The 22,358-nt window shown below is 41.1% G+C and carries 19 protein-coding genes and 4 tRNA genes; 12 read left to right on the plus strand and 11 right to left on the minus strand.

Features of this window, described 5'->3' with window-relative positions:
• Positions 1-2 precede the first annotated feature (2 nt).
• The 12 genes from tssD (DQN70_RS08200) to tssR all read left to right on the plus strand — a co-directional run bounded on the left by tssD (DQN70_RS08200) (position 3) and on the right by tssR (position 11,490).
• A complete protein-coding gene (gene tssD / locus DQN70_RS08200) occupies positions 3-428 on the plus strand; it encodes a type VI secretion system tube protein TssD (protein WP_023941035.1) in 426 nt (141 codons plus the stop codon).
• A gap of 21 nt (positions 429-449) precedes the next feature.
• Positions 450-860, plus strand: coding sequence for a type VI secretion system tube protein TssD (gene tssD / locus DQN70_RS08205; RefSeq protein ID WP_036887898.1), 411 nt, complete (start codon positions 450-452; stop codon positions 858-860).
• A gap of 97 nt (positions 861-957) precedes the next feature.
• A complete protein-coding gene (locus DQN70_RS08210) occupies positions 958-1,416 on the plus strand; it encodes a hypothetical protein (protein WP_036887802.1) in 459 nt (152 codons plus the stop codon).
• Between the two features lie 389 nt (positions 1,417-1,805).
• Positions 1,806-2,246, plus strand: a complete 441-nt coding sequence (locus DQN70_RS08220; protein WP_023938956.1) for a GPW/gp25 family protein — start codon at positions 1,806-1,808, stop codon at positions 2,244-2,246.
• 155 nt (positions 2,247-2,401) lie between these two features.
• Positions 2,402-4,105 carry a hypothetical protein gene (locus tag DQN70_RS08225; RefSeq protein WP_231968822.1) on the plus strand — a complete coding sequence of 568 codons (1,704 nt, stop codon included), beginning with the start codon at positions 2,402-2,404 and terminating at the stop codon, positions 4,103-4,105.
• 6 nt (positions 4,106-4,111) lie between these two features.
• Positions 4,112-4,972, plus strand: a complete 861-nt coding sequence (locus DQN70_RS08230) for a TssN family type VI secretion system protein (protein WP_036887810.1) — start codon at positions 4,112-4,114, stop codon at positions 4,970-4,972.
• A gap of 18 nt (positions 4,973-4,990) precedes the next feature.
• Positions 4,991-6,124: a hypothetical protein gene (locus tag DQN70_RS08235; RefSeq protein ID WP_023941041.1), complete on the plus strand. Its 1,134-nt coding sequence runs from the start codon at positions 4,991-4,993 to the stop codon at positions 6,122-6,124.
• 19 nt (positions 6,125-6,143) lie between these two features.
• Positions 6,144-7,103 carry a type VI secretion system baseplate subunit TssG gene (locus DQN70_RS08240; protein WP_023938951.1) on the plus strand — a complete coding sequence of 320 codons (960 nt, stop codon included), beginning with the start codon at positions 6,144-6,146 and terminating at the stop codon, positions 7,101-7,103.
• Between the two features lie 15 nt (positions 7,104-7,118).
• Complete coding sequence (locus DQN70_RS08245) at positions 7,119-7,625, plus strand: hypothetical protein (protein WP_023938949.1); 507 nt, start codon at positions 7,119-7,121, stop codon at positions 7,623-7,625.
• Positions 7,626-7,658: 33 nt separating this feature from the next.
• Positions 7,659-8,144: a type VI secretion system transmembrane protein TssO gene (locus DQN70_RS08250; RefSeq protein ID WP_023938947.1), complete on the plus strand. Its 486-nt coding sequence runs from the start codon at positions 7,659-7,661 to the stop codon at positions 8,142-8,144.
• Complete coding sequence (locus DQN70_RS08255) at positions 8,141-9,031, plus strand: PKD domain-containing protein (RefSeq protein ID WP_023938946.1); 891 nt, start codon at positions 8,141-8,143, stop codon at positions 9,029-9,031. The genes DQN70_RS08250 and DQN70_RS08255 overlap by 4 nt, the downstream gene beginning before the upstream one ends.
• A 5-nt stretch (positions 9,032-9,036) precedes the next feature.
• Positions 9,037-11,490 (plus strand): type VI secretion system protein TssR domain-containing protein, encoded by a 2,454-nt coding sequence (gene tssR, locus DQN70_RS08260; protein ID WP_023938944.1) that lies wholly within the window; start codon positions 9,037-9,039, stop codon positions 11,488-11,490.
• Positions 11,491-11,947: 457 nt separating this feature from the next.
• On the opposite strand, the gene DQN70_RS08265 is transcribed toward tssR, so the two are convergent.
• The 11 genes from DQN70_RS08265 to DQN70_RS08315 form a co-directional block, all read right to left on the minus strand.
• Positions 11,948-12,020 (minus strand) — tRNA-Phe (locus DQN70_RS08265).
• Between the two features lie 329 nt (positions 12,021-12,349).
• Positions 12,350-12,730 carry a hypothetical protein gene (locus tag DQN70_RS09625; protein WP_231968824.1) on the minus strand — a complete coding sequence of 127 codons (381 nt, stop codon included), beginning with the start codon at positions 12,728-12,730 and terminating at the stop codon, positions 12,350-12,352.
• Entirely contained in the window at positions 12,708-13,061 is a 354-nt protein-coding gene (locus tag DQN70_RS09630) for a hypothetical protein (protein WP_023938260.1), read from the minus strand. The genes DQN70_RS09625 and DQN70_RS09630 overlap by 23 nt, the downstream gene beginning before the upstream one ends.
• Before the next feature lie 463 nt (positions 13,062-13,524).
• Positions 13,525-15,348, minus strand: a complete 1,824-nt coding sequence (locus DQN70_RS08275; protein ID WP_036887819.1) for a YgiQ family radical SAM protein — start codon at positions 15,346-15,348, stop codon at positions 13,525-13,527.
• A 15-nt stretch (positions 15,349-15,363) separates the two neighbouring features.
• Positions 15,364-16,215, minus strand: a complete 852-nt coding sequence (gene ispE / locus DQN70_RS08280) for a 4-(cytidine 5'-diphospho)-2-C-methyl-D-erythritol kinase (protein WP_023941051.1) — start codon at positions 16,213-16,215, stop codon at positions 15,364-15,366.
• 143 nt (positions 16,216-16,358) lie between these two features.
• A tRNA-Leu gene (locus DQN70_RS08285) sits at positions 16,359-16,442 on the minus strand.
• A 47-nt stretch (positions 16,443-16,489) separates the two neighbouring features.
• Positions 16,490-16,571, minus strand: a tRNA-Leu gene (locus tag DQN70_RS08290).
• Between the two features lie 10 nt (positions 16,572-16,581).
• Positions 16,582-16,654 (minus strand) — tRNA-Gly (locus DQN70_RS08295).
• Positions 16,655-16,924: 270 nt separating this feature from the next.
• Positions 16,925-19,636, minus strand: a complete 2,712-nt coding sequence (locus DQN70_RS08300) for a TonB-dependent receptor (protein ID WP_023938268.1) — start codon at positions 19,634-19,636, stop codon at positions 16,925-16,927.
• Between the two features lie 503 nt (positions 19,637-20,139).
• Positions 20,140-20,643: a thiol peroxidase gene (gene tpx, locus DQN70_RS08310; protein WP_023938270.1), complete on the minus strand. Its 504-nt coding sequence runs from the start codon at positions 20,641-20,643 to the stop codon at positions 20,140-20,142.
• Positions 20,644-20,769: 126 nt separating this feature from the next.
• Complete coding sequence (locus tag DQN70_RS08315) at positions 20,770-21,672, minus strand: coiled-coil domain-containing protein (RefSeq protein WP_023938272.1); 903 nt, start codon at positions 21,670-21,672, stop codon at positions 20,770-20,772.
• Between the last annotated feature and the right edge of the window lie 686 nt (positions 21,673-22,358).

Below are 22,358 nucleotides of genomic sequence, written 5' to 3' on the forward strand. Positions count from 1 at the left end.
TTATGTTTGGACATAGAAGTTTTCTTCGCATCGGCTCTCTGAACGATGCAAGTATAAAAGGATTGCTCATGGAGGGGATGGAACTGGAGAAATTCAGTTATTCATTTGACCAAGCCGTTGATGTACATGGAAAGGTTCAAGGAGAGGTCCGAAGTGGCACATTGCAGCTGGTTTTCGCCAACCTTCCCCCCAATGAGATTATCGATTGGATGCTGAATCCCAGAAAATATAAAGATGGGACCATTGTTCTGTATGATATGAACGATACTCCTCTTCAAAAGATATCCTTTACTACAGCAGCTTGCATTGGAATGGATATTAACTATTCCGAGGTTGGAGGCACATATACCTCTACTCGCATTATACTGTATGCCAAGAAATTAATCATCAATAGTATCATTATCGAGAATGATTGGAAAAACATCTAATCCTCTCCCCTCTCTATGATTATGAATCAGAATTTCTTACAACAACCCGATGGCAACATAAATGCAGTTCTATCATTTATGGGTAAAGAGTACGATGTACACCAATTCAGTATTTCGTTCACACAGCTAACAGATGGTAAAGGAGAACCACAGACCGAGGTACTTGGAGGAAAGCTTTTGATAGGACTTTCGCAGATACCTGATGATGCATTACTTCTTTGGGCTTCGAATCAATGGATGCGCAAAGACGGGGAAGTCCTCTTCCGAAATGACACGGGGACACCTCCTTTACGTATCAGCTTCAAAGAGGCTTATTGCATAAGTATACAACAGGAAATGGTTACAAACCAAGGAACAAGGACCTCCATAATTATTTCTCCGAGATCTGTTCGTCTTAATGAATTCACATTTGAGAACAGTTGGATTGATTAATGAAGTGAAAGTGGTAGTACGTAGTCTTGAAGTAAGCCCCGATGACCTCATGTCTTCGTTAGTAGACAAGTAGAGTAATGGGCACTCTTTCGTAAATATGGGCAACGGAAAGCTGATAAGATTATCCAATGTAGAAAAAGGCTCAGTGGATATTTCGATCCACGACAACGGAATAAATCTTATGCTTGATATACGAATAGCCGACAAAAATTTACAGCAGAAGCATAGTTTCCAATGTAAACTACAGGATATGCCAGCATATTTCTCTCCCGATGTATTGAGAGAATTGGCAGATTTAAACTTCAGGCAGATCTCCTTACAGACACCAACTGCAACCAATGACTTCCACTTCGTACAAAAACAGGACATGGGTGTGGATTGGTTCGGAATGACAGAAAAAACAAATGGCCTTGGATTCTATTGCAGTTACCGAAAGGGAGAACTAGTCAGATATAAGAGTACACTCGATACCAATCCTTCAGAATGGTACACAAAGAACAGACAAGCACCTTGTTTTCTGTCCAAGAGGGAGTTCCGGCACAGAAAAGGAGGATGAGAAGAGACTATAACCTCAGGAATTGACTTTTAATGGATATTGTTGCTACATTCGAAGGGCCCACAGGATTAAATATTGGGATTGTTTATTTCGTTTTTGATACCCTCAGCTCTTTCGATCGATTTTGGTTGGATAAAAAAGGGGTTAACAAATGCTTTTCACATCAGCGTCATTATGCTATGAGTAATAAATCTTTTCCATTAAGAGAGAATATAGAACTCTTACACGATATGTGTACGAAACAAAGTGATATACTGTTGAGAAATACTGATTTTATAAGTGTACATGTTTTCAGTATGGATCCATATCTATCGAAAGAATAAAAAGTATGCTATAGACACAAAATCTTTGTGTAAACATAAACAGATATTTTGAATACAGCGTAAGATATGGCAAACGGATATTATAAACTCCCCATTGATTTTGGAGCGCTCCTGGACGAAAAAAGAGGTGATGCAAGAAAGGTTTCGGAAATGGAATCTATTGATCAGCACATCGGTCTGTTAATCATGACTTGCCCAGGAGAACATATCTTCGATCGAAGATATGGCACGGCAATTTGGGAAATGGATTTTGAGCGAATCATGTCATTAGACAAATGGCAAACCCAGTTCATGGAATATTTATCAGAGTCCATCGGCACATATGAGAAACGACTTTCCAACTGCAGTTTCCGTGTTGAGATCACAGATGTCTTACACAAAGCTTTATCAGACAATGTAAATATCCGCAAGAGGGTAGATATATACACCACAGCCACTCTGGTGTCTAACGGTGATCCTTGTCGATTTCGCCATAGATTGTATTTAGGCCCTTTGTCAAAGGAATAACGTATTTTTGCCAACAGATGAGAGTTAATAATAGAGAAAGTAAAGAAGAAATCAAAGACCGGATGATTCGTACGGCTCTTGATTTTTGGGGAATAAGGAAGATAGAAAATCTGGACCCATTTATCCGTCTCCTGATAGAGGCTATGTCTGCCCAATTGCATATCCTTTCTGATGAAATTGCAGACATTGAGGTTCGTGCTATGCAACGACTAAGTGAAGTATTATTACCAGAATCGGTTGCTCGAGCCAGACCAGCTCATGCAATTGCTTGTATACAGCCTCTCGCGGAATCTCTTGCCACTGACCCATCAACCGGATTTTATGCTATTTCACCCTTTCCAGGTAGGAAGGAAAATACGCGCTACACATTTCGTCCTGTTTGCAGAACTCCATTACACAAAGGTGCTATAAGGACATTGATCGTAGGAAGCGATGTTTACGAAATTCTCCCGGATATGAATAAGAAACTCGTACTTCGCTCAGATCAAACGCCGGAAAACTACAATAAGGTTTGGATCGGATTAGAGTTTGATACTAGACCCAAAAATTTACTTCACCTATCCTTCTATATTGATTTCCCGAATATTGATAAGAGAAACGACTATTTGCACTTACTCCCTCAAAGCAAATGGACATTAGAAAACAACCAGATGAAAGTAAAATCCGGTTTGTATTCAGAAAGCTCTTCAACAGGAGACTCTTTAAACTCTTTTTTCGATAAACAAGAGTACGATACACGTATCAACTTTCAAATCCTCGAATATTATAGAGCCGGTTATCAAACGATTCAGGATGATTTAATTATTACAGAAGAGGATTTACATGTACTCCCTGAAGAAGTACTCTTCCGCATGGCAGAGGAAGAAAAAATGAAATATTTGGACATTTGTAATACTGACTTAGTATGGATCAAGGTGGAGTTTCCCCCTTATTTTACTCCAACAGTATTGGAAGACATCCTCATAATGATCAATACTGTTCCTGTCGCCAACAAAGAACTATACAACATAGTATCGAGAGTTGAGAAAAATTTTGGCATAATACCCCTCTCCGGCAAACCCAATGAACTTTTTTTATCCATCATAGATGTATCTGACGAAGAGAACAGGCTTTACACCCCCGCAAACGGATATAAAAGCAATACAGACAGTTGTACATATACCCTGCGGCAAGGTGGCTGTGAATCTTTTGACCGTCGAAATGCGAAAGATTTTTTGCAGCGTCTTCAGAATCTACTGGAAGACGAAATGGGTGTATTCTCTTCGTCCAAGTTGGGAAATAATACAGATAGCACTTACATCATCGAACGTCTAATAACAAGGATAAGCAGAGAATCAAAGAGCATTTCTTCAGAATCAGGGATTCCGTTCTATCTCTTTTTAGACTCCCCACAAATCCTCGGTAATTTCTATGTACGGTATTGGGCTACATTGGGAAACTTAGCTAATGGTATCAGGGCCGGGATACAATTACAACCCGAGGAGCCTCTTTTTGGGGAAGTTTCGGGAGCAGTTTTTGTGACTCCAACTGTAGGAGGAGCATCTGAACCATCTGAACGCGAAAGAATAGCGCGGTTCAAACATATTCTAGGTAGTCGGAATCAGATTGTAACAAACAATGATATAAAAAGCTTTTGCCTATCAGAGTTATCAGATATAATCTCTGGAGTCAATATAGAAAAAGGTATTGCTTTGGGGAATTCTCCCACAGAGGGATTAATCCGTACAATCGATGTCCACCTCATCCCTCTGGATAAGAATTTGGAAACTCAACTGAAGCAACAAATTGCAGATGATATCCATCGCAAACTTCTCTCTCTCTCTCCAATGACATTTAACTACAGGGTTTTTGTTGATTAAAAGAGTATGAATCCCACCATTATAAAAATATTCTCAACCTATCTTCTTGCTCCAATCATAGCATTTATATTGGGGCTTGTCGTTTTGTTAGTCGCTCAAAAGAATAAACTACTAGGAGATAAAAAAGCTATCTTCTACATTCTTCTATCAAGTGTGCTTATAGCAACACCTGGGCTGCTAGGCTTCCTTCATGTTAATTTTATGCCTTATGGTTACCTCCTTCTTCAGGGAGTTTATTTGCCTTTGGGGTATGTGAATAGTCGCCTGCTATTGAAGTATATCAAGCCTCTCAACGGACGCCCTTTTGGATTCTCTTTTCTCTTCATCAGCACGCAGATTATCATTGGATTAGCCTTGTTCTCTGTTCTATTCAATTTTTCCAACGATTTTCATTACGGCGTTTGGGCTGGAACTTGTATTACGACATTTGCCATCATCCCTCTTTTTTCTCAGGCATTTAGCTCTTATCTAAATATTCCCATCGAGATATACAAGATGCGAGTATACACGCCCAATAACATGATGCACCTATCGGCTCCAATCGATACAGAAGAGCTGCTTGTGTACGAGATAGAGATCTACAAAAATCCAGCTGATCGAAAGCCAATCCGTCTAAAGGCTAAAGCCAAGCAGGACATGATTTTTGGGGATTGGTTCGAGCTGATTGTATCTGATTACAATCAAAAGAAATTCACGGATCCTATTGAATATTATAATATGGACGATCCTTACGGATGGATTTTCTATGTGAAACCATCTTTCTTTAGGCCTCGGAAATATATTGACCCAGAAATATCATTTTTTGAAAATAAAGTTATTGAGAAATACTTGATTGTCTCTAAGCGAGTGCGGAAAAATGAATACTAAAAGTAAGTTCCTCCGAATATGAAAGAAAAGAAAATATATCACCCCATTAATTGGAAATTGGGGATGAGTGTCTCTCCTGATCATTTTATCGCAACGGAAAATTATCTTCTGGAGTGTATCCTCCAAAATGCAAATACTTTCAGAGCCCCTTTCCATTATGGACTTCTTCCAGCACCAGATGGCGGTAGTTCTGTTGACATTGCTCTTGCAGGGCATGGAGAACAGAGATCTGTCATCCTGAGATCTTACAAGGGTATTACGCCTGGGGGATACCTAATTCTTTTAGAAGATTCGGAGAGTGAGATTAGTTGTCCTTGTGAGAATGAAGGAGAAATCCCAGAAGAGGGGTGGGATATTTTACTGAATGTTGTGCCTTTTGACAGAAATCCATGTGGTATCCCTGACATCAATGAAACGCCATCTCGCTACCCACATGTTGAACCGACATACCGCTTGACTCTTCTGCCCCGTAATAACAGAAAGAGTGTAGTGGAAAATTATCCCTACAGCATTGTCATTGGATTACTTCGCAAACAGGATGGTGTATATACATTGGATGGGAATTATATTCCACCCTCCGTGTCAATGGCTTCCCATAGCAGACTGCATGAGTATATGGCAGATTTCACACGAGAAATATCAATACTAGATAATGCTGTAAAGAAAATTGTAGAGAAGACAGTTGCACAACCTGACCGAACCCCAATTGCCGAGAACGTACTTCTACTGTGCAAAGATTTTTCCCACGCCTTATCCACGATTTATTTCGAGTGGAGGAATAAGGCTCATATGCTCACCCCATACGAAATCGTCAAAACGTTGACATCTTTCGCCAGCACTATATTGACAAGCCTCTGTTTTTTGTCAATAAAAGAAAAAGAAACAATGTTGAAGTATTTCCACGAATGGAATGGAATCTCTCCATCAACATTTGAACAATTGTTGGATGAAGTGGTAAATAAATCATATGATCACAATAGAATTAACCTGTCCTTAGTTGCCGTACAAGGCATGCTACATATGTTGGAAGAGTTGTTCACCTCTCTCAGCCGGCTCGAATTCATCGGTCAACATAGAGAGAGCATTGTAATCTCTGAAAGACAGATACAGGATACTACATCTGATTCTAACCGTTGGACCTTGGTTGACTAAAGGCAATCAAAATATATCGATGAGAAAAAATAGAACCTTTCCTCCAAGTAGCGGATTTTATTCCACAAACAATACCCTTTATACTGACTTCAAGGCAGAGCTCGTTGCCTCTGGTCTTGTAGAAAGTGGTATTTCGATGGATACTCTCCGAATCCTTCGAAAAGGAAAAGCTCTGCGTGGAAAGGCAAAAGAGATTGACCAAATTTCGTGGGAAAATTCAGAACACACCTTTTCAGAATTTCTAAATATTCATATTCACAAGAGAGATTTATACGAATCCTTACCCGAGGGATTATTTCATCAGGGAACTACATCAGAGAATAAAAGAGGAAAAATGAGTGTTTTGGAATCGATAAAGCAAAATAAGCAAGAAGAATTCAATGCTCGTTATTTCTTTAAGCCCTTCGAGATTTCTATAGATCGCATGCTGGTTTCCGCTCAACTCTACGAGAGACGATTGGAAAAACGGGAAAAACATTCGGAGTTTATTCATTTATTGACAGCCGATTGGAAGATCCTTCAAACTATGCCTTTGCATAAAGCTTTATTCATTCTGAATTTTTTATCCCAAAGCCACCGCATAACATCACCAGAACAGATATCACAGATTTTATCCGTTTTCCTTGATTGCCAAGTAGTCATAGAACAAACCTGTAGTACCATCTTCATTCCCGATGATACAAAGTGGAAGTTGGGAGACGATGCACGGTTGGGATTAACGACATTCATGGGTGGGGGAATAACGGACTGTTTCCCAGTTGTAAATGTCAGGCTTAACAACTTACAACGAAAACACAAAGAATTACTATCTGCTGAAAGTCCTGCATATAAACAGTTTATAAGTCTTTTAGATCTGTTTCTACCGGCAGATGTAGAATTAGTTTTGAGTATGAAAAGTGTTTCAGAAGAAACGTCTTTTCTGCTTTCCGACAGGCAGGAGGAAGTACCTATTCTCGGTCTCACAACGGTACTAAAATAAAAGTTTAGCAAAAATATGAAAGCATTGAATCATAAAAACGTAGTTCTTTCCTATGCTAGGTTTGCCAAATATATGGTTCTTTTGATAGGAGGGACCCTTTTCTGCATCTATTTTTTTCTGAAAACATCGGAGCGGGAAATAGCGGAAATACGTATGCGCACAGGAGATAGTGAACGCATATATAGCGAACAGATAGCCATTTCTGATGGCTTCACTGATATCTTCAATACATATAGGACATTAGATATATCGCAAGGAGCGAATCCGGACTATTTTATGAACAACATTGCCTCCAAAAAGCTGATTATGGGGGATCTAATTGAGAGGTTGTCTGAAAAAGATGCCCTCCTTCATCGTCATCTTTTTGATAAGATGGATCTTCTTTTGCGTACGAGAGATTCTATATCGACCATGAGGCGGATCGAAGATATCACGAAAAATGACCTGATACGATGCAATGATGAAAATAGGAATGTTACGCGGCGTCTTTCGGTTGGAAGATTGAGCTATAGCCAAAAATGATTATAGTGTAGATACATGAAAGCGAATAAGACAATGAACCAGAGAGAAAAAACAATTGGTTTTTTCTACGTCCTAATTTTATTTTGTACAATGACCGCATTGTCCAGCCTGATATTATTTTTCCCAAATTATAGCTATCATCTATCCAGCAACAAAAAACAAGCTCTAGAGCAGATGGAGCGCATCAAGAGTTTCGAAATTAAGCAAATGGAGATGATAAATAAGGTTTTGAATGTCGAAGAAAAAATCAACCGGATGGACCCTGGATTGAATGCTTCATACGAAAAAAGAGAGATCAGTTATCTTTTAGGAGAGATACGAGATGTATATATCCAACACAATTGGGATGAACGATACAAGATATTTGATCATGTAGCGACATTCTACGAATTTCGCCTGTCCGACAGGGAACAGCTTTGGAGCATTAAGAAAAACATTGAGAAGTTTAAGGCAGACCTTGAACGCTGCAGAAGCAATACTGAAAACAAGAAAGACAACCTAAACAAAAACAATTCATGAACAAAATCTTTACTAGATGGATGATCATCGTTTTAGCTGCACTTGCAGCTGGGATACTTATTGCATGGCTCCTACGACTAGAATTTACAGACAAGGAAATTCATGCATATGTTTCCCCGACAGAGGTAGAATTAGGCTCTCCTATCTTTTTTACAGATAGTACCCAGAATGCCAGAGAAGTCTTGTGGGAGTTTGGAAATGGAGATATGTCTGTAGAGAGGAAAGGGGAGTACTTGTTTCCCCAAACGGGGCGTTACCAAGTTCGTCTGAAAATAGATGGAAAACAGGAAGCTCGCTTTATCGTAAATGTGCGAGAAAAGACCGAAACTAAGAAAGAGATTCTTGTACGCATTATAGCTCCGACAACAGCAATCCAAAATGAGTTGATAACCTTTATGGCCGATGGCGAATCTTCTGAATGGCGTTGGGAATTTGGCGAGAGTGGAGATGTCGATTCTCGAGAAAAAAATCCTACGTATGCATATCGCGAACCTGGGATTTATCAAGTACATCTGACATCAGAGAGCACCGAATATCCAGTACTCCATCAAATTGAAATTCTGCCAGAATACGCTGAAAGCGATTCTACAGATGTCTTGTCTCTAATTGCTGAAGATATCCGTGTACGCCTGCAAAACATTGTTGACGGAGAATCTTTCAATGCCAATTATAACTATATTCTGGACAAGTATCTCTGTAATAATCCTAATGTAATTGTGCTAATTAATAATGTCAGACAAAACGATTTCTACTCATATTGCCATGGGTTGAAGATTATTGGAAGTCGCTCGTCTACAACTGTACTCGAAGTGGCAGTAGAACCTGACAAAAAGTCTAATTGTGTAAAAAAACTACTTGTCCGCCAAAATTCATTACTCAAAAAGTAATCGTCATGAATGATATAAATAAAAAAACGATAGGATTTGGGTTGATCTTTCTCCTATTAATGGGGTGCACGCCTGTCAATAGATTTACAAAAATAAAAAGAACACCCAACGAGTATACCAGAAATTATTGCTGCGGAGATATTGCAGTATCTCGCTCTGTGGAAAAAAGAAGTCCTTGGATCGTATATTCCGACAGGAGCAATAATCCGACTTATTACAATCCAGGAGGGAAAGTACAATTAAAGACAGCCTCTTATCTCGAACCTTTCCTTGTAATTGGAAGAAAGGGAGATTTCCTGCGCTTAATCAAATACTCCCCAGATATTTTGGAGAACGGGAAACTAAAAAATAGAAAGCAGGCGGAGTATTATGGTTGGATCCATCAAGACAACCTCATCTTATCTTCTCACGCAACAACAAATATTGCTACGGGACGCACAATAAAGATGATCTCGATGTTCAAGGATGTAACACCATTGGCATCTACTAAAAGCTACTTCTCTTCGGATTCCGTTATCATTTTCAAAGAGCCGGAGTTATTGACACCAATTGCCAAAGTTCCTTTCCAGACTCCTCTTTATTTAGCTAAAAGGTCTGTTGACGATACCAAAAGTTTCATTATCGGAAAAGAAAGAATTATACCAGACAGTGCAGCAACGATGGTATCTGGATGGTTATCTTCCTCCTTACTAATGCCTTTCGGTGAAATTCTGTATATGGATTACTCCATGGTACCAGTATCAAGATATTCTGTTTATAACCAATTCGGTGCTGAACATTACATCCCGAATGAAGATATTAGGAAGCTGGCACACTCAAATTCGTCTCTCCCCTTTACAGGAATGCATGCTGTTTCGTCCATCCTGCAGGGAGACAGTGTCTCCTCAGTTCAGACGACTCTGACTGTTCCAATGATTGACAACAGCCGAAACTTTGTTTACAGTCTCTCTGGGAAACCCATAACCTATACGCAGGTTCAAGGATTGAAAGAAAGTTTGAAGCAAATCAATATCGTATTTGTCTTTGCCGGACAAAAACCTGTCTATGATAAGTTTGAGATGTTAGTTTCTTCTATACAAGGTTTGAGTGCTGTATTGAAACAAAAAAGAGGATACTCATATAAAGTCGGCGCAGTGATCGGATTCGCAGGAAACGATGAACAATTCCCAAGTGAAATTTCATTGAATTCAGATATTGATTCTGTATTAGGAAAATTCGAAGGTTATGCAGATAGTAAAGGACAAATGGATCCTAAACTAAACGAAGATGCATGGAATGGATTAAGAAAGGCTACACAGTTGTTGGCTCCATATAGAATGGAGAATAATGTCATTGTTTTGATTGGAGAAAATGGCAATACACAAGAACAGGTAGACCATTCCATCATTGAAAGCTTGGTCCAAAACAACTGTAGAATTCTCGGCTATCAAATTTATTCTGATACAGGAGACTCTTTTAACAATTTCGTTCTTCAGGTAGAAGACATGATTGACCGATCAGCTAAGCAGCTTTCTCTCAATAAAAAAGATATACTCGTCCATTCTGAGCAGCTACGCTTATTCAACCAATTTATTGAACGAACAGAAAATATTTATAGCCTGGATTTCCCAAAATCAAGCATGCAACAGGGATGGATTGTATTTCCCAGAAAAAAAGAACAGTTACCTCAGGATTTGTTGATTGCCACAACTGACTCTTTGATCCGCGAGATTGAAAAAGACAACGACAATGTACTTGCTCACCTGAATAAAGCCTTTCAAGAGACAGGGCAAGGCAGAACCAGATTAAACTCTTATTGGCTGGATCTCAATGGATTGTCGAAAGAATATTCAGTCCCTACCAAAGATTTTGTTCCTTTGGCACATATGAAACCAGGGACAAGTTATCCATTGACTTTGGAGACCTCTACTGCTGACTTATCTAAGGGGAACTATATTTTGCTACTGAGTGAAACAGAACTTTCCCGATTAAGAGGATTCATTAATGATTTAACCCGTTTGAGAGTGGATTACAAATACACAGGAAAAAGTTCCCTCAAAAAGGGAAAGAGCAAAACTTGCCCTACCCCACCTCAGGAAAAATCAGCATTGGGAGAAAAGCCTACAACTCCACCAATATACCTTAATACCTCTGCTGTTCGTAAGGGGATGATCAAAGCATATTGCAAATGGATCCAAGATGAAAAGATTTATCCGTTGAGTAAAAGAAATATTCTGAGTCTGTCCCTGTCTCAGGCGCAGCAACAGGCATTTACAATGCCTTCATTCCATCCTGTGCTTAAATCACTAAAAGTACGCGAACTCCGCAAAAAGAAAATTTTCCCCGATGCAGAATTAGACGAACTATTAGATTATTTCCTGAAAAAGCGGAAAGAATTGGAGGAGGCTATCACTCCTGATAATAGGATAGAAGTTAACGGAGAAATCTACTATAAGATTGAAGCTACCAAGATGCCATAAAGTCCACGGACAAACAAAATCTATATAAAAATACACCCTTGCCTCAGTTGAAATTTGAAGCAAGGGTGTTTTTTATATAGGAGAGACTTCTGTGTAATTGGGGAGGAAAAAAAATTACTTCCCCTTTGATTAACCTCCTAGTTCCCCAGGTTGACTGCTCACAATACGGCACTCGCTGTGTTATTTTTGAAGTTTGGGCTGGTCATAACAACAAGTATATCCCTTACTATTAGTATTCAAGCCAGCCCTACTCTTAGCACATTCCACAAAGTCCAGCCCAAAGACTGTTTCAACAGTATTTTAAGAGCCCATGCAATGAGCTCTAATGGCCCCTCCGATTGTTTTTGCTCCACCAAAATCGGTAATATTCTGCTATATTTTGCGTAAGTGGGAAAAATAAAAACTCCCGACTTCGTTTAGAAATCAGGAGTTTACGCCGTTTTGCTTTTCTTCAAAGTGGTGCCACCAGGAATCGAACCGGGGACACAAGGATTTTCAGTCCTTTGCTCTACCAACTGAGCTATGGCACCAAAAAGGCAGGAAACACGGACAAAGCACTAAAGAATCCTGCTTATCACCCGCATTCCGGATGCAAATGTACAACAAATTTTGAATCCTACAAGCTCTTTCCTCACTAGATAGATTCGGAATACAAAGGTTCTTTCCTCAAATCCGACTAATAAGCTATGAATAAGCGAATTACAAAATATCTCTATTGATCAATTTTCTCTACAGTAACTTCAAAACAAACAAAAGGGCCTAAAAATTTGGAGTCATTAACCACCTAGTTTTTAGACCCTCTTACAATCAAATAGTAGATCCTTGCCCTTCTCTATGCCGAAGTAATCCTACTCACTACCTACCACTGCACTAAGTTGTAGTTGATACCTATGCCAAGATAAGGGCCAACAGCCAACGAAAATTCCTTTCCTGCGAGACTATAGCCCGGCATAACTTCCACACCGGCTTGTATACCAAGCCCCCAACGCCTACGATTGCGATACTTAGTAATAGAGGGGTCAAGAAAACTATCAAGCTTGCTGAATGTTACATGTTCATTTTTGCTCCGAGCAATAAGCTGGTAATCTTTCGTAAAATAGACTTCAAGAGGAATATCCATACTGTATGTAAACTGCTGCAGGTAAATATTATCACGATGGATACGGATAAGACTATTAGCGTCAATGGCCTGATCAGAGAAGTGAATGTTCACTAAGCTATCCAAGGTATACTGAATCACATTGTCTTGAAAAATGGTATCTCTGACAACCACTCCAAACATTGGCTCCTGAGATCAATTGCTTACGCATTTCCTTTTTCAATGACTGTATGTTCTCATACATCTCACTGTTTAATTCTTTTAGGTCTTTGACTGTGGTGATAAAAGACATCTTCTCGGCAAGAAGCTTGCCATTCACATCCCGGAGATAACGGATGCTATCCAAAGCAGCAGAAACATTGTGCTCAGCAATGCGCAGTTTGTGGTGGGTATTTCTATTCCAAAGAAACGAAGCAATAAATAACAGCACAAAGGCTGTGATAATTGATACAATAACGACTTTCTTTTTCATATTCAATTGTGAATTAAATAATTAGACCTCAGATCAAATCCATTTCATCTCCTTTGAGTAAGGCACATTCGCAGCCTCATCTCTCAAAACACTCTCCTATCTGTGATTCATCCTCCCTATATGAATGGATCAAGAATAGAACAAAACGCCACGTACGCTTCTCTTTGAGCGATCACATTAGTCTCGCCTGCTGCGCCAAGTCTACAAAAAAAAGAGGAGAATAGTGAATATTATAGAATAAACATTCATTATATCTTCCCTCCAGAAGCATCTCAACCCTTATGAAGAGTTAGCTCTTTAGACAAAAGAACGACCAATCTTTAGACAAAGAAAAGACCAAAAAGAAAATAAGACCAAAGAGGAGTCCAGCTTTGAATAGATATAGAGAATAAAACAGGTGGGAAATCAAAAAACAGCTGTATCCTTGTTTTTCTACTCCTCAATATCAATAGGGACAGAAAAATTAGCCAAACAGCTTAGCAATCAAATCTGCACGTCCTATACGACGAAGTTCCTGTTTGAGTTTAGTCACTTGATCAGGTTTGTACCAAAAAAAGAACTGGCTTTGTGCCTTTTTCTGTTTATCAGTTCGAGCTGTATAAACGGGTTCAAGAGTATATGGATCTATACCTGTATAATAAATCTCAGTAGCTAAAGTCATCGGCGTCGGGGTAAAATCTTGCACTTGTTCCAATCGGAATCCCAACCGCTTAGTAATAACAGCCAATTCCGCCATATCAGCTTCGGTACAACCGGGATGAGAAGAAATGAAATAAGGAATAATCTGCTGCTTGAGCCCGGCTGCTTTATTCGTTTTATCGAAAAACTTCTTGAATTGCTCAAAAAGAGCAAACGAAGGTTTGCGCATCCAGCGTAAGACAGAGTCGGATGTATGTTCCGGAGCTACTTTGAGACGTCCACTCACATGATACTTCACCAAATCTTCTGCATAAGTGAGAGCTGCCTTTCTTAGCAGAGGATCTTTGTACGGCTCCAAAAGCAGATCATAACGTACGCCACTGCCAATAAAGCTTTTTTTAACTCCCTCTATTTTATCTATCCTTCTGAGCAATCGTGTCAAAGCCGTGTGATCTGCATGCAAGTTGGGGCATACCTTCGGATGAATACAAGAAGGACGCTTACAACGACTACACAAGTCCAAATTTCGGCCTTCCATCTTGTACATGTTGGCGGAAGGACCTCCCACATCGCTGAGATAACCCTTAAAATCTTCCATCTGTACAATTTGCTCAACCTCTCGTATAATAGAGGCTTCACTTCGCGAGGCTACAAATTTCCCCTGGTGAGCACTAATTGTACAGAAAGCACAACCTCCGAAACAACCTCGGTGAGCATTGACCGAATGCTTGATCATCTCATAAGCTCCTATCCGTTTACCTCGATAACGAGGATGAGGCAAGCGTGTATAGGGAAGATCAAAACTTCTGTCTATCTGAGCCTCTGTCATTGGGGGGAAAGGAGGATTGACTACCACAATATCTCGACCAACCCCTTGAAGGATACGTTTAGCATGATATTTATTGCTTTCGGTCTCTATATGACAGAAGTTCTGAGCTTGGTTCCGCTTGGAACTCACACACTCCTCATGGGTATGCAATACTATATCTCCCGGCAAAACTTGTATTTCATTTGCCGGACGAATGTAGACTGTTTGAGGAATGTCAGTAAGGTCTTGAAGGCGATGACCGGCTTTCAACTCTGACACAAGGTATTCAAGAGGTAATTCGCCCATCCCGTATATCAGGAGATCTGCCCTAGCATCGGCTAAGATACTCGGACGTAATCTATCCTGCCAGTAGTCATAGTGAGAGAGTCTGCGTAAACTTGGCTCTATACCTCCGAGAACTATAGGTACATCCGGGTAAACCCTTCGGATACATTCTGTATAAACAATAGATGGATACTCTGGACGCAGATCAATGCGACCATCCGGAGTGTAAGCATCCTCCGAACGCAAACGCTTGTGAGCTGTGTATTTGTTCACCATAGAATCCATAGCCCCAGGAGAGACACCAAAGAAAAGTCGAGGCCTACCCAACTTTCGGAAATCTCGCAAGTCATCTCTCCAATTCGGTTGGGGCACAATGGCAACTCGCAAACCCAAAGACTCCAAAAAACGTCCTACCACCGCAGCTCCGAATGCCGGATGATCCACATAAGCATCACCAGAAAAAAGAATTACATCAGCCATGTCCCAGCCACGCTCATCCATTTCCTTTCGTGTTGTAGGAAGCCATATGGAACGAGTTTTTGCTGAATGTGACATAAGAAAGAAGCAATCTTAATAACAGCCCTGCCAGCAGAAAAAATCAGAAAACAAGGGATTGACAGCAGCCAGTCGAGCCAATTGAGCATCAGAATAGAGCCCATACACGGCAGAACCGGAACCAGACATTAGAGCAAAGAAAGCTCCCGATTGGTACAGTTCCTCCTTGATAAGACTTATTTGAGGATACTGAGCTATAGCTTGTTCTTCAAAAGCATTGCTCAGCTGCGATACAGCTTTCTGGAGATTTCCCCCTCTCAGAGCAGACAAAAGCTCCGGGGTCATCCCCGAGCGAGTCTCTCCAATAGAGAATCCAAGAGAAGCGTATGCTTCAGGGGTAGATATATCAACGGGCGGACGGACGACCACGACCGCCACTCCTCGCAATAGAGAGATAGGCAAAGGCTCCAACTCTTCACCTATCCCTCGAGCAATGGCCGGTCTGTTATACAGAAAGAATGGACAGTCAGCACCAAGACTAAGGGCAGTCTGCTCCATTTCTTGACTGGAAAGGTCAAGACTAAAACGATCATTGAGCAGGTGAAGCATAAAAGCCGCATCTGCAGAACCTCCACCTAAGCCAGCCATAGAGGGAATATGTTTCTCCAAAGCTATGGAGGTTGGGGGAATATCCCGAATCAGTCGCAAAGCCTCAAGTGCACGTACCACCAAATTATCATGGTTACTCACAACTTCTCCCTGCCCAACTATATATAAACTATCTCTGCCCGTGAGGGAAGGCTCAACCTCCAAGACATCACATAAAGGTAGAGGGGCAAATACAGTCTCCAGACAATGATAGCCATCACTGCGCCTTGCTGTGACAAAAAGACCAAGGTTGAGCTTGGCATTAGGAAAGCAGATCATTTTCGTTTGCTATTTCTTGTCTTATGATTTAGAGACTGCTACAAAACATCCATCGGGAGGTGAACTTTCTGATGACAGCTCCTAATGGCAAAGAAAAAGCCGAGAGACCTCTCGGCCCTCGGCTCTTTCTATCATTAAACTTGTACGCGGAATGAGACTTGAACTCATACGCCAAAACCGGCACTACCCCCTCAAAGTAGCGTGTCTACCAATTCCACCACCCGCGCATTGGTTAGCTTTTTTCTTCTTCGCCACACAACCTCACTTGGCTGTGTGCCCAGGACAGGAATCGAACCTGCACGTCGTTAAACACTCGCACCTGAAACGAGCGCGTCTACCAATTCCGCCACCTGGGCTCCTCAACTGAGCGGAAAACGGGATTCGAACCCGCGACCCCAACCTTGGCAAGGTTGTGCTCTACCAACTGAGCTATTTCCGCCAATTGCCCTGCAAAGGTAGAATAAATTTTGAAACAGACAAATGAGAACACAGTTTTTCTTATACAAAACACCTTTATCACACTTAGCAGACTCTCATCCTTCGGAGCCAAGTTTTCAGAGTAAAGAAAGGAACCATACAGCAATCTCCTCTCAAATAAAAAAGAGAGTGTATCATGGGTAAAATCATGACACACTCTCTCCTCTTGAAAACCACAAACCGTAGGGGTATTTATTTCCAGCCCACGGAATGAAAAAGCAAATTTATCTCATCAGAAATTCACGCGCATACCACACTGCCATGTACGACCGAAACCGTAGTACACCAACGCATCCTCCCCTGTACGCTCGTTCTTTTCATTTGTCTTGAAGCCATCAGTTGCATCAGCGATATACTTCTTATCAAACAGATTATCTATACCACCGAAGAAAGATATGCCCAGACCACTCTCAAGTTTGAGTTTGTAAGAGGCAGACAGATCCACCAATGTATAGCTGGGCAACATCCACGAATCCCCGGTAAAGTTTGTTTCAAACTTAGGATTCTCCGGGGTGTGATCTTTCGCCTTGCTGATGCGATTAGCCGGTTCAAAATCAGCGTAGTTCTTGCCAAAGAAATTGATATTGGCACGCAAATGCAAGCTCTTAAAAACTTCCCAATCAGCACCAAGGGAAGCCGTAATTTGAGCTGCATTACCTACGTGTACATCATTCAAGTCTATTTCTCCGGAGCCCTTCTTCACCTGATTTTCATCGTAGATATCAAATTGTGTCTTGTTACCCCAACGCCAATCTCCAAGGGAAAGCATACCGTTGATATCGAGATTTTCAAGAGGTTTGGCTTGTACCTCCAACTCCAATCCCATATGTGTGGCATTTAGGTTGCGAAAATTGTAGAAGTCTCTATCCAGACCACTACGACGCAGGAAACGGTCGTTCCACTTGGTGTAATAACCATTGAAATCAACCTTGACATATTCGTTACGGAAACCATACCCCAACTCAGCTGTAAGAATTTTCTCATTCTTCTTATGCTTGTTGATCAGAGTAGAATAGTTCAAGAACACCCCTCCAAACTTGGGGGCACGTGTAAAGTATCCGGCATTGACAAACACATTGCTGTGCTCAAGGAATTTGTAAGAAACACCACCCTTGATACTGAAGGGAAGGAAGGTTACACGGTCGGATTCTTTCTTGTCTCGTATAGCAGGATCCATCTTACTATAGTTGGCCTCCGAATACAGATCCGGGACCAAATATCTATAGCCTTGATAGGAGAAAGAGCCGGACAAGAAAGCTGAAAGGAAGTCGGTATTGTATTCTCCTTGAGCAAAGACTCCACTCCAAATTACTTCTCCTTTATTGTGATAATTGTAGATATCACCTTTCTTGAGTTCTTTCTTTCCTCCCAAAGCATCCGTATGCATGATCCCTCCGTTAGGCACATATTTAGATCCCCCGAGCAGGCTGTGCACTTCATTGTAGTGATCTCCCAAATAATAGCGACCATCAAACCCGGCAGTGAGGGTGAGATCCTCATCTATTTTATTCTGATATGTAGAGAGCAAACCATACCAGTTGTGCTGATTTACGCTGTTAGCAAGAATTGCCTTGGAGCCTTTATCTCCCTCTGCGGCATTAGCCTGATAGACACCTTCCCAATCAATCAAACCTCCGGGAGTACGTTTGGCGATCTTGTCGAGTCGTCCCTTATAAGCTTGTATCCAATTTGAGTAGAAGATTTTTTCCTTTTTTCCACTCCCGTCTGTGATTGTCTCAGATAGACCATCAGCCTTACGGCCACCACCACGGGCCATAGAAGCATACACAGCTGTGCTCAAAGAGGATTGCTCATCAATTCTCCACATGTGATTGAGAGAAACCTGAGGCTTGTGGTAGTAATTGTAACGGGGAGCCAACACTTCTCCATTGAGGTAGCCATACTCAAGATTCATACGAATTCCGTCCGGATGCTCATCGTATTGCTTCTGTGTATAGGCAGAACTACGCTGATTGTGCCACTGTGGAGCACCGAAAGCGGAGAGAGAGAGAGTATGATCGGCATTTATTTTCTTCGACACATTCAAAAAGTAATTGTACCCACGGAAGTTTGTACCCATGATATAACCATCCCCTTTTGACGTACTTGCCGAAGCAGTCACAGCCCAGCCATTGTCCATCAAACCAGTAGAAACATTGAAGCCATACTTCAAGTAACCATCATTTCCGACACCGGAGAATACGCTACCTCCACGCTTAGCATCGACATTCTTAGTTACAATATTCATTGTTCCACCCACAGAGGAAAGACCAAGACGGGATGCTCCGATACCACGCTGTACCTGAACGAAACTGGAAACATCACTCAAACCAGCCCAGTTGCTGAAGTATACTTTGCCGTTCTCCATATCGTTGACGGGTACTCCATTGATAAGTACTCCGATATTACTCATATCGAAACCACGCAGGGCTATACGAGAGTCTCCAAAACCACCTCCGGATCGAGTAACATATACTGAAGGAGTAGACTTCATCAATTCAGGGAATTCAGAATTGAATGCCTTTGCCTCTATATCAGACAACTTAATGTTAGATACCGGCACCGGTGTGATACGATCTCTGGGGACTACCGATGCGATTACATTCACTACATCCAATGATGTTGCTTCGGATTCTAAAAGAATATCACCCAATTCGAGCTTGCTGCCTGCATTTCGAATAGAATGAGTAAGAGTCTTGTAACCTACATAGCGAAAAGAGATAGTAGCAGTGGAGGGAACTTCAAAAGAGAACTTCCCATCGACATCAGTCACTGTCCCTTTAAGGCTACTGCCCTGACCTGTGGTAACCGAGACACCAACGATGGTTTCTCGTGTTGTTTTGTCCAACACGCGACCTGTCAGCAGCGTTTGAGCCCAAGCCATGGAACCGGCAAGGAGACATAGCATACCTACCAGAGTCAAACGAAGAAATGCTCGCTTCATAAATAATTAAAATTTGGTTGATGATTTTTGTTGGTAACTAAAAACTGCGGAACAGATGTCACATACCTATTGCTAAAGTTTTTGACTATCGATCCTGCTTTGTGCGCAAAGATACAAAAGAAAGAACCGCTACTCCCCTCTCAAGTCCATTAAAGACGAAAGTAGTTCCAATTCGACATCTGATCCTGTTTTCAGCTCCATATAACCTTTTGCCAACACAGCATACTGCTAAATTGCTATCAACAATTTGAGCTTAGATAGCTAAGCTACCTAAAGGCACTATCGACGTCTTGGGATTATTGTTCCCTGCAAACTTCAGCAAAGGAGTTTCTCGGCAGTTTTTGAAGATCCTTCCAATGATCCTCATCTCCCTCTAGGTATCTCCCACGCTCTTTATATACAAATAAGAAATGGGGCTGTCTCCCAAATTGGAAGCCAGCCCCAGAGGTTTTCTTAATTTTTTCATCACCCAAAGTCCTCCAATTCAAGGACTGAGAGTGTGTTTATTTTAAGACAGCGATAGCTGCCTCATAATTCGGCTCTTGTGTGATTTCTGGCACAAGCTCGTTATAGATCACTTTTCCCTCTTCATCCAAAACCAATACAGCTCTGGCAAGAAGACCTTTGAGAGGGCCGTCTTCCATCAATACTCCATAATTCTTGGGGAAGCAATCGCAGCGGAAAGCGGAAAGGGTAATCACATTCTCCAAACCTTCTGCTGCACAAAAACGAGTTTGAGCAAATGGCAAGTCGAGAGAAATGCAAAGTACCACAGTATTTTGCAATTCGGAGGCTTCTTTATTGAAACGACGCACGCTGGCCGCACACACTCCGGTATCCAGACTGGGGAAAATATTTATCACCACCCTCTTGCCACGCAAATCTTCCAACTTGAGTTCACTGAGATCTCCCTTTATACCACAGAAATGCGGAGCCAAGCTACCTACTGCAGGTAAATTGCCGGATGTGTTTACTTTGATTTCGTGTTTGAATGTAACTGTTGCCATAGGTTTTACGTACTGTTTTATATGTTTGATTATTCGACTTTGACTCTCTGGTCTTACATTGTGAGTAACAGCTACAAATCACAGAATGTTCGTTTCATTGTCTCTACCAGGTGAGATCGGCAGTTCTCAATTCCCTAAATCGAAGAAACTTCGCCCGATCTGATTCCCATCAGAGAAAAGATAAACTCTATACTGACCAGGAGGGAGAGCCTCCGTTACAGATTTATAAATAGTGAGAGACATATCCTCTCCTGTATATTCAATCTCTTTTTTTGCCGTGTATCCTATATTCTTCCCTTCAAAAGAAAAAGTTCCGACTTCTCCCATGGCTTGCCCTGTAGGTAAAATGATCCTCATGTAGATGGATTTAGGCCCTGGTTCTGCCGTCACATTCCGTGCGAGAGTAAATTGCACAGCAAAGTCAGTGATTTTACTGATTTTCTTTGTCGATTTCCCCTTTTTGTTGAGTGTACTGACAGATATGCCTACTGCATTAAGTTTGGCAGCCAATGTCACCTTGTCAGATAGTTCTGCTCGCTCTTGTTTGAGACGACCCGCTTCGGCTTCAGCTCGATGATAATCAGCCTTCACTTGTTTGTTCTCATCTCTCAAACGCTCATTGGTAGCATGTAACGAATCTATTTGTGTCACATAAGAACGGAGAATATTACGCAAAGTCTTGACTTCGGATTGTAACTGACTGATACGTTTGAGGTTGTCGCTTTTTACTGTTGCCAACTCCTCGGTTAGCCGATCTACCTTTGCTCGCTCACTGATAAGTTGCTGCAAAATAGAATCATTAGCTATTTTAAGCTGTCCCTCTGTGTTCGTTCCAGACAATTTGTTGTACTGCATATCATATTGTGCCGAAAGCTCATACAATTCATCAAGCATCTGTTCTTTCTCTATTTGAGCGAAGCTCTCTCGTTCTTTTTGCAAAGATCTTTTCCCTTGCCAAAATAGCACTCCTAACACAACAGCTACCAGCCCCAATGCGATAGCTGCCACCACGATCGTTTTTTGTTTCATTGTCAAATTTCCTACTTAAGATCAAGCACACCGACACAGCCCTCTACATGAGACTTTGTCAAGTCTTTCTTTAGCAGGAGACAAAGGTAATAGTTCTGTTTCAGCCAGATTTAATAGCCATTTTATGACAGAGAGAAAAGAAGAAAGGAGAAAGTCAAAAAAAGACCACCATACGAGCTCTCAAAAGGCTATTTCGACTGCCTTTGCAGGATACAATAATCATGGTGAAAAGCTCTAAGACAAAGATGAAGATCTCCGCATTCTGCAAATCGACAAAAGGCAATTAAAACTTGCTTTTTAGAACCCATGCAAAGGTCTTCAAGAGGTTGTTTCTCGCCACCAAAATCGACATATTTTGTAAATTCCTTCTTACTACAAAAACAGAAGAAATGGAGAAAAAAAAGAGCCTGTATAGACAAGCGAATTTGTTCCTCATTTTTAGCTCATGATGGCCCTCCGAAACACCGATGAATAGGGCGTTTCGAGAGGGTTAAATTTCTCTCCTGAGAGAAATTTTGCTAACACAGGAGAGAATATTTTTTTTCTCAGGAGAGAATTTTCGTTCTCTCCCGTGTTAGTAAAAAACAGCTCCTATAGACATCAAAAAGGAGGGTGAAAATCAAGGCCAAAAACCTCGATTTGAAGTAGAAAAAGCCCTTCACCATGAAAACCTAAGCAAACATAAG

It is taken from the genome of Porphyromonas crevioricanis, assembly GCF_900476255.1.
Classification (GTDB): Bacteria; Bacteroidota; Bacteroidia; order Bacteroidales; family Porphyromonadaceae; genus Porphyromonas; species Porphyromonas crevioricanis.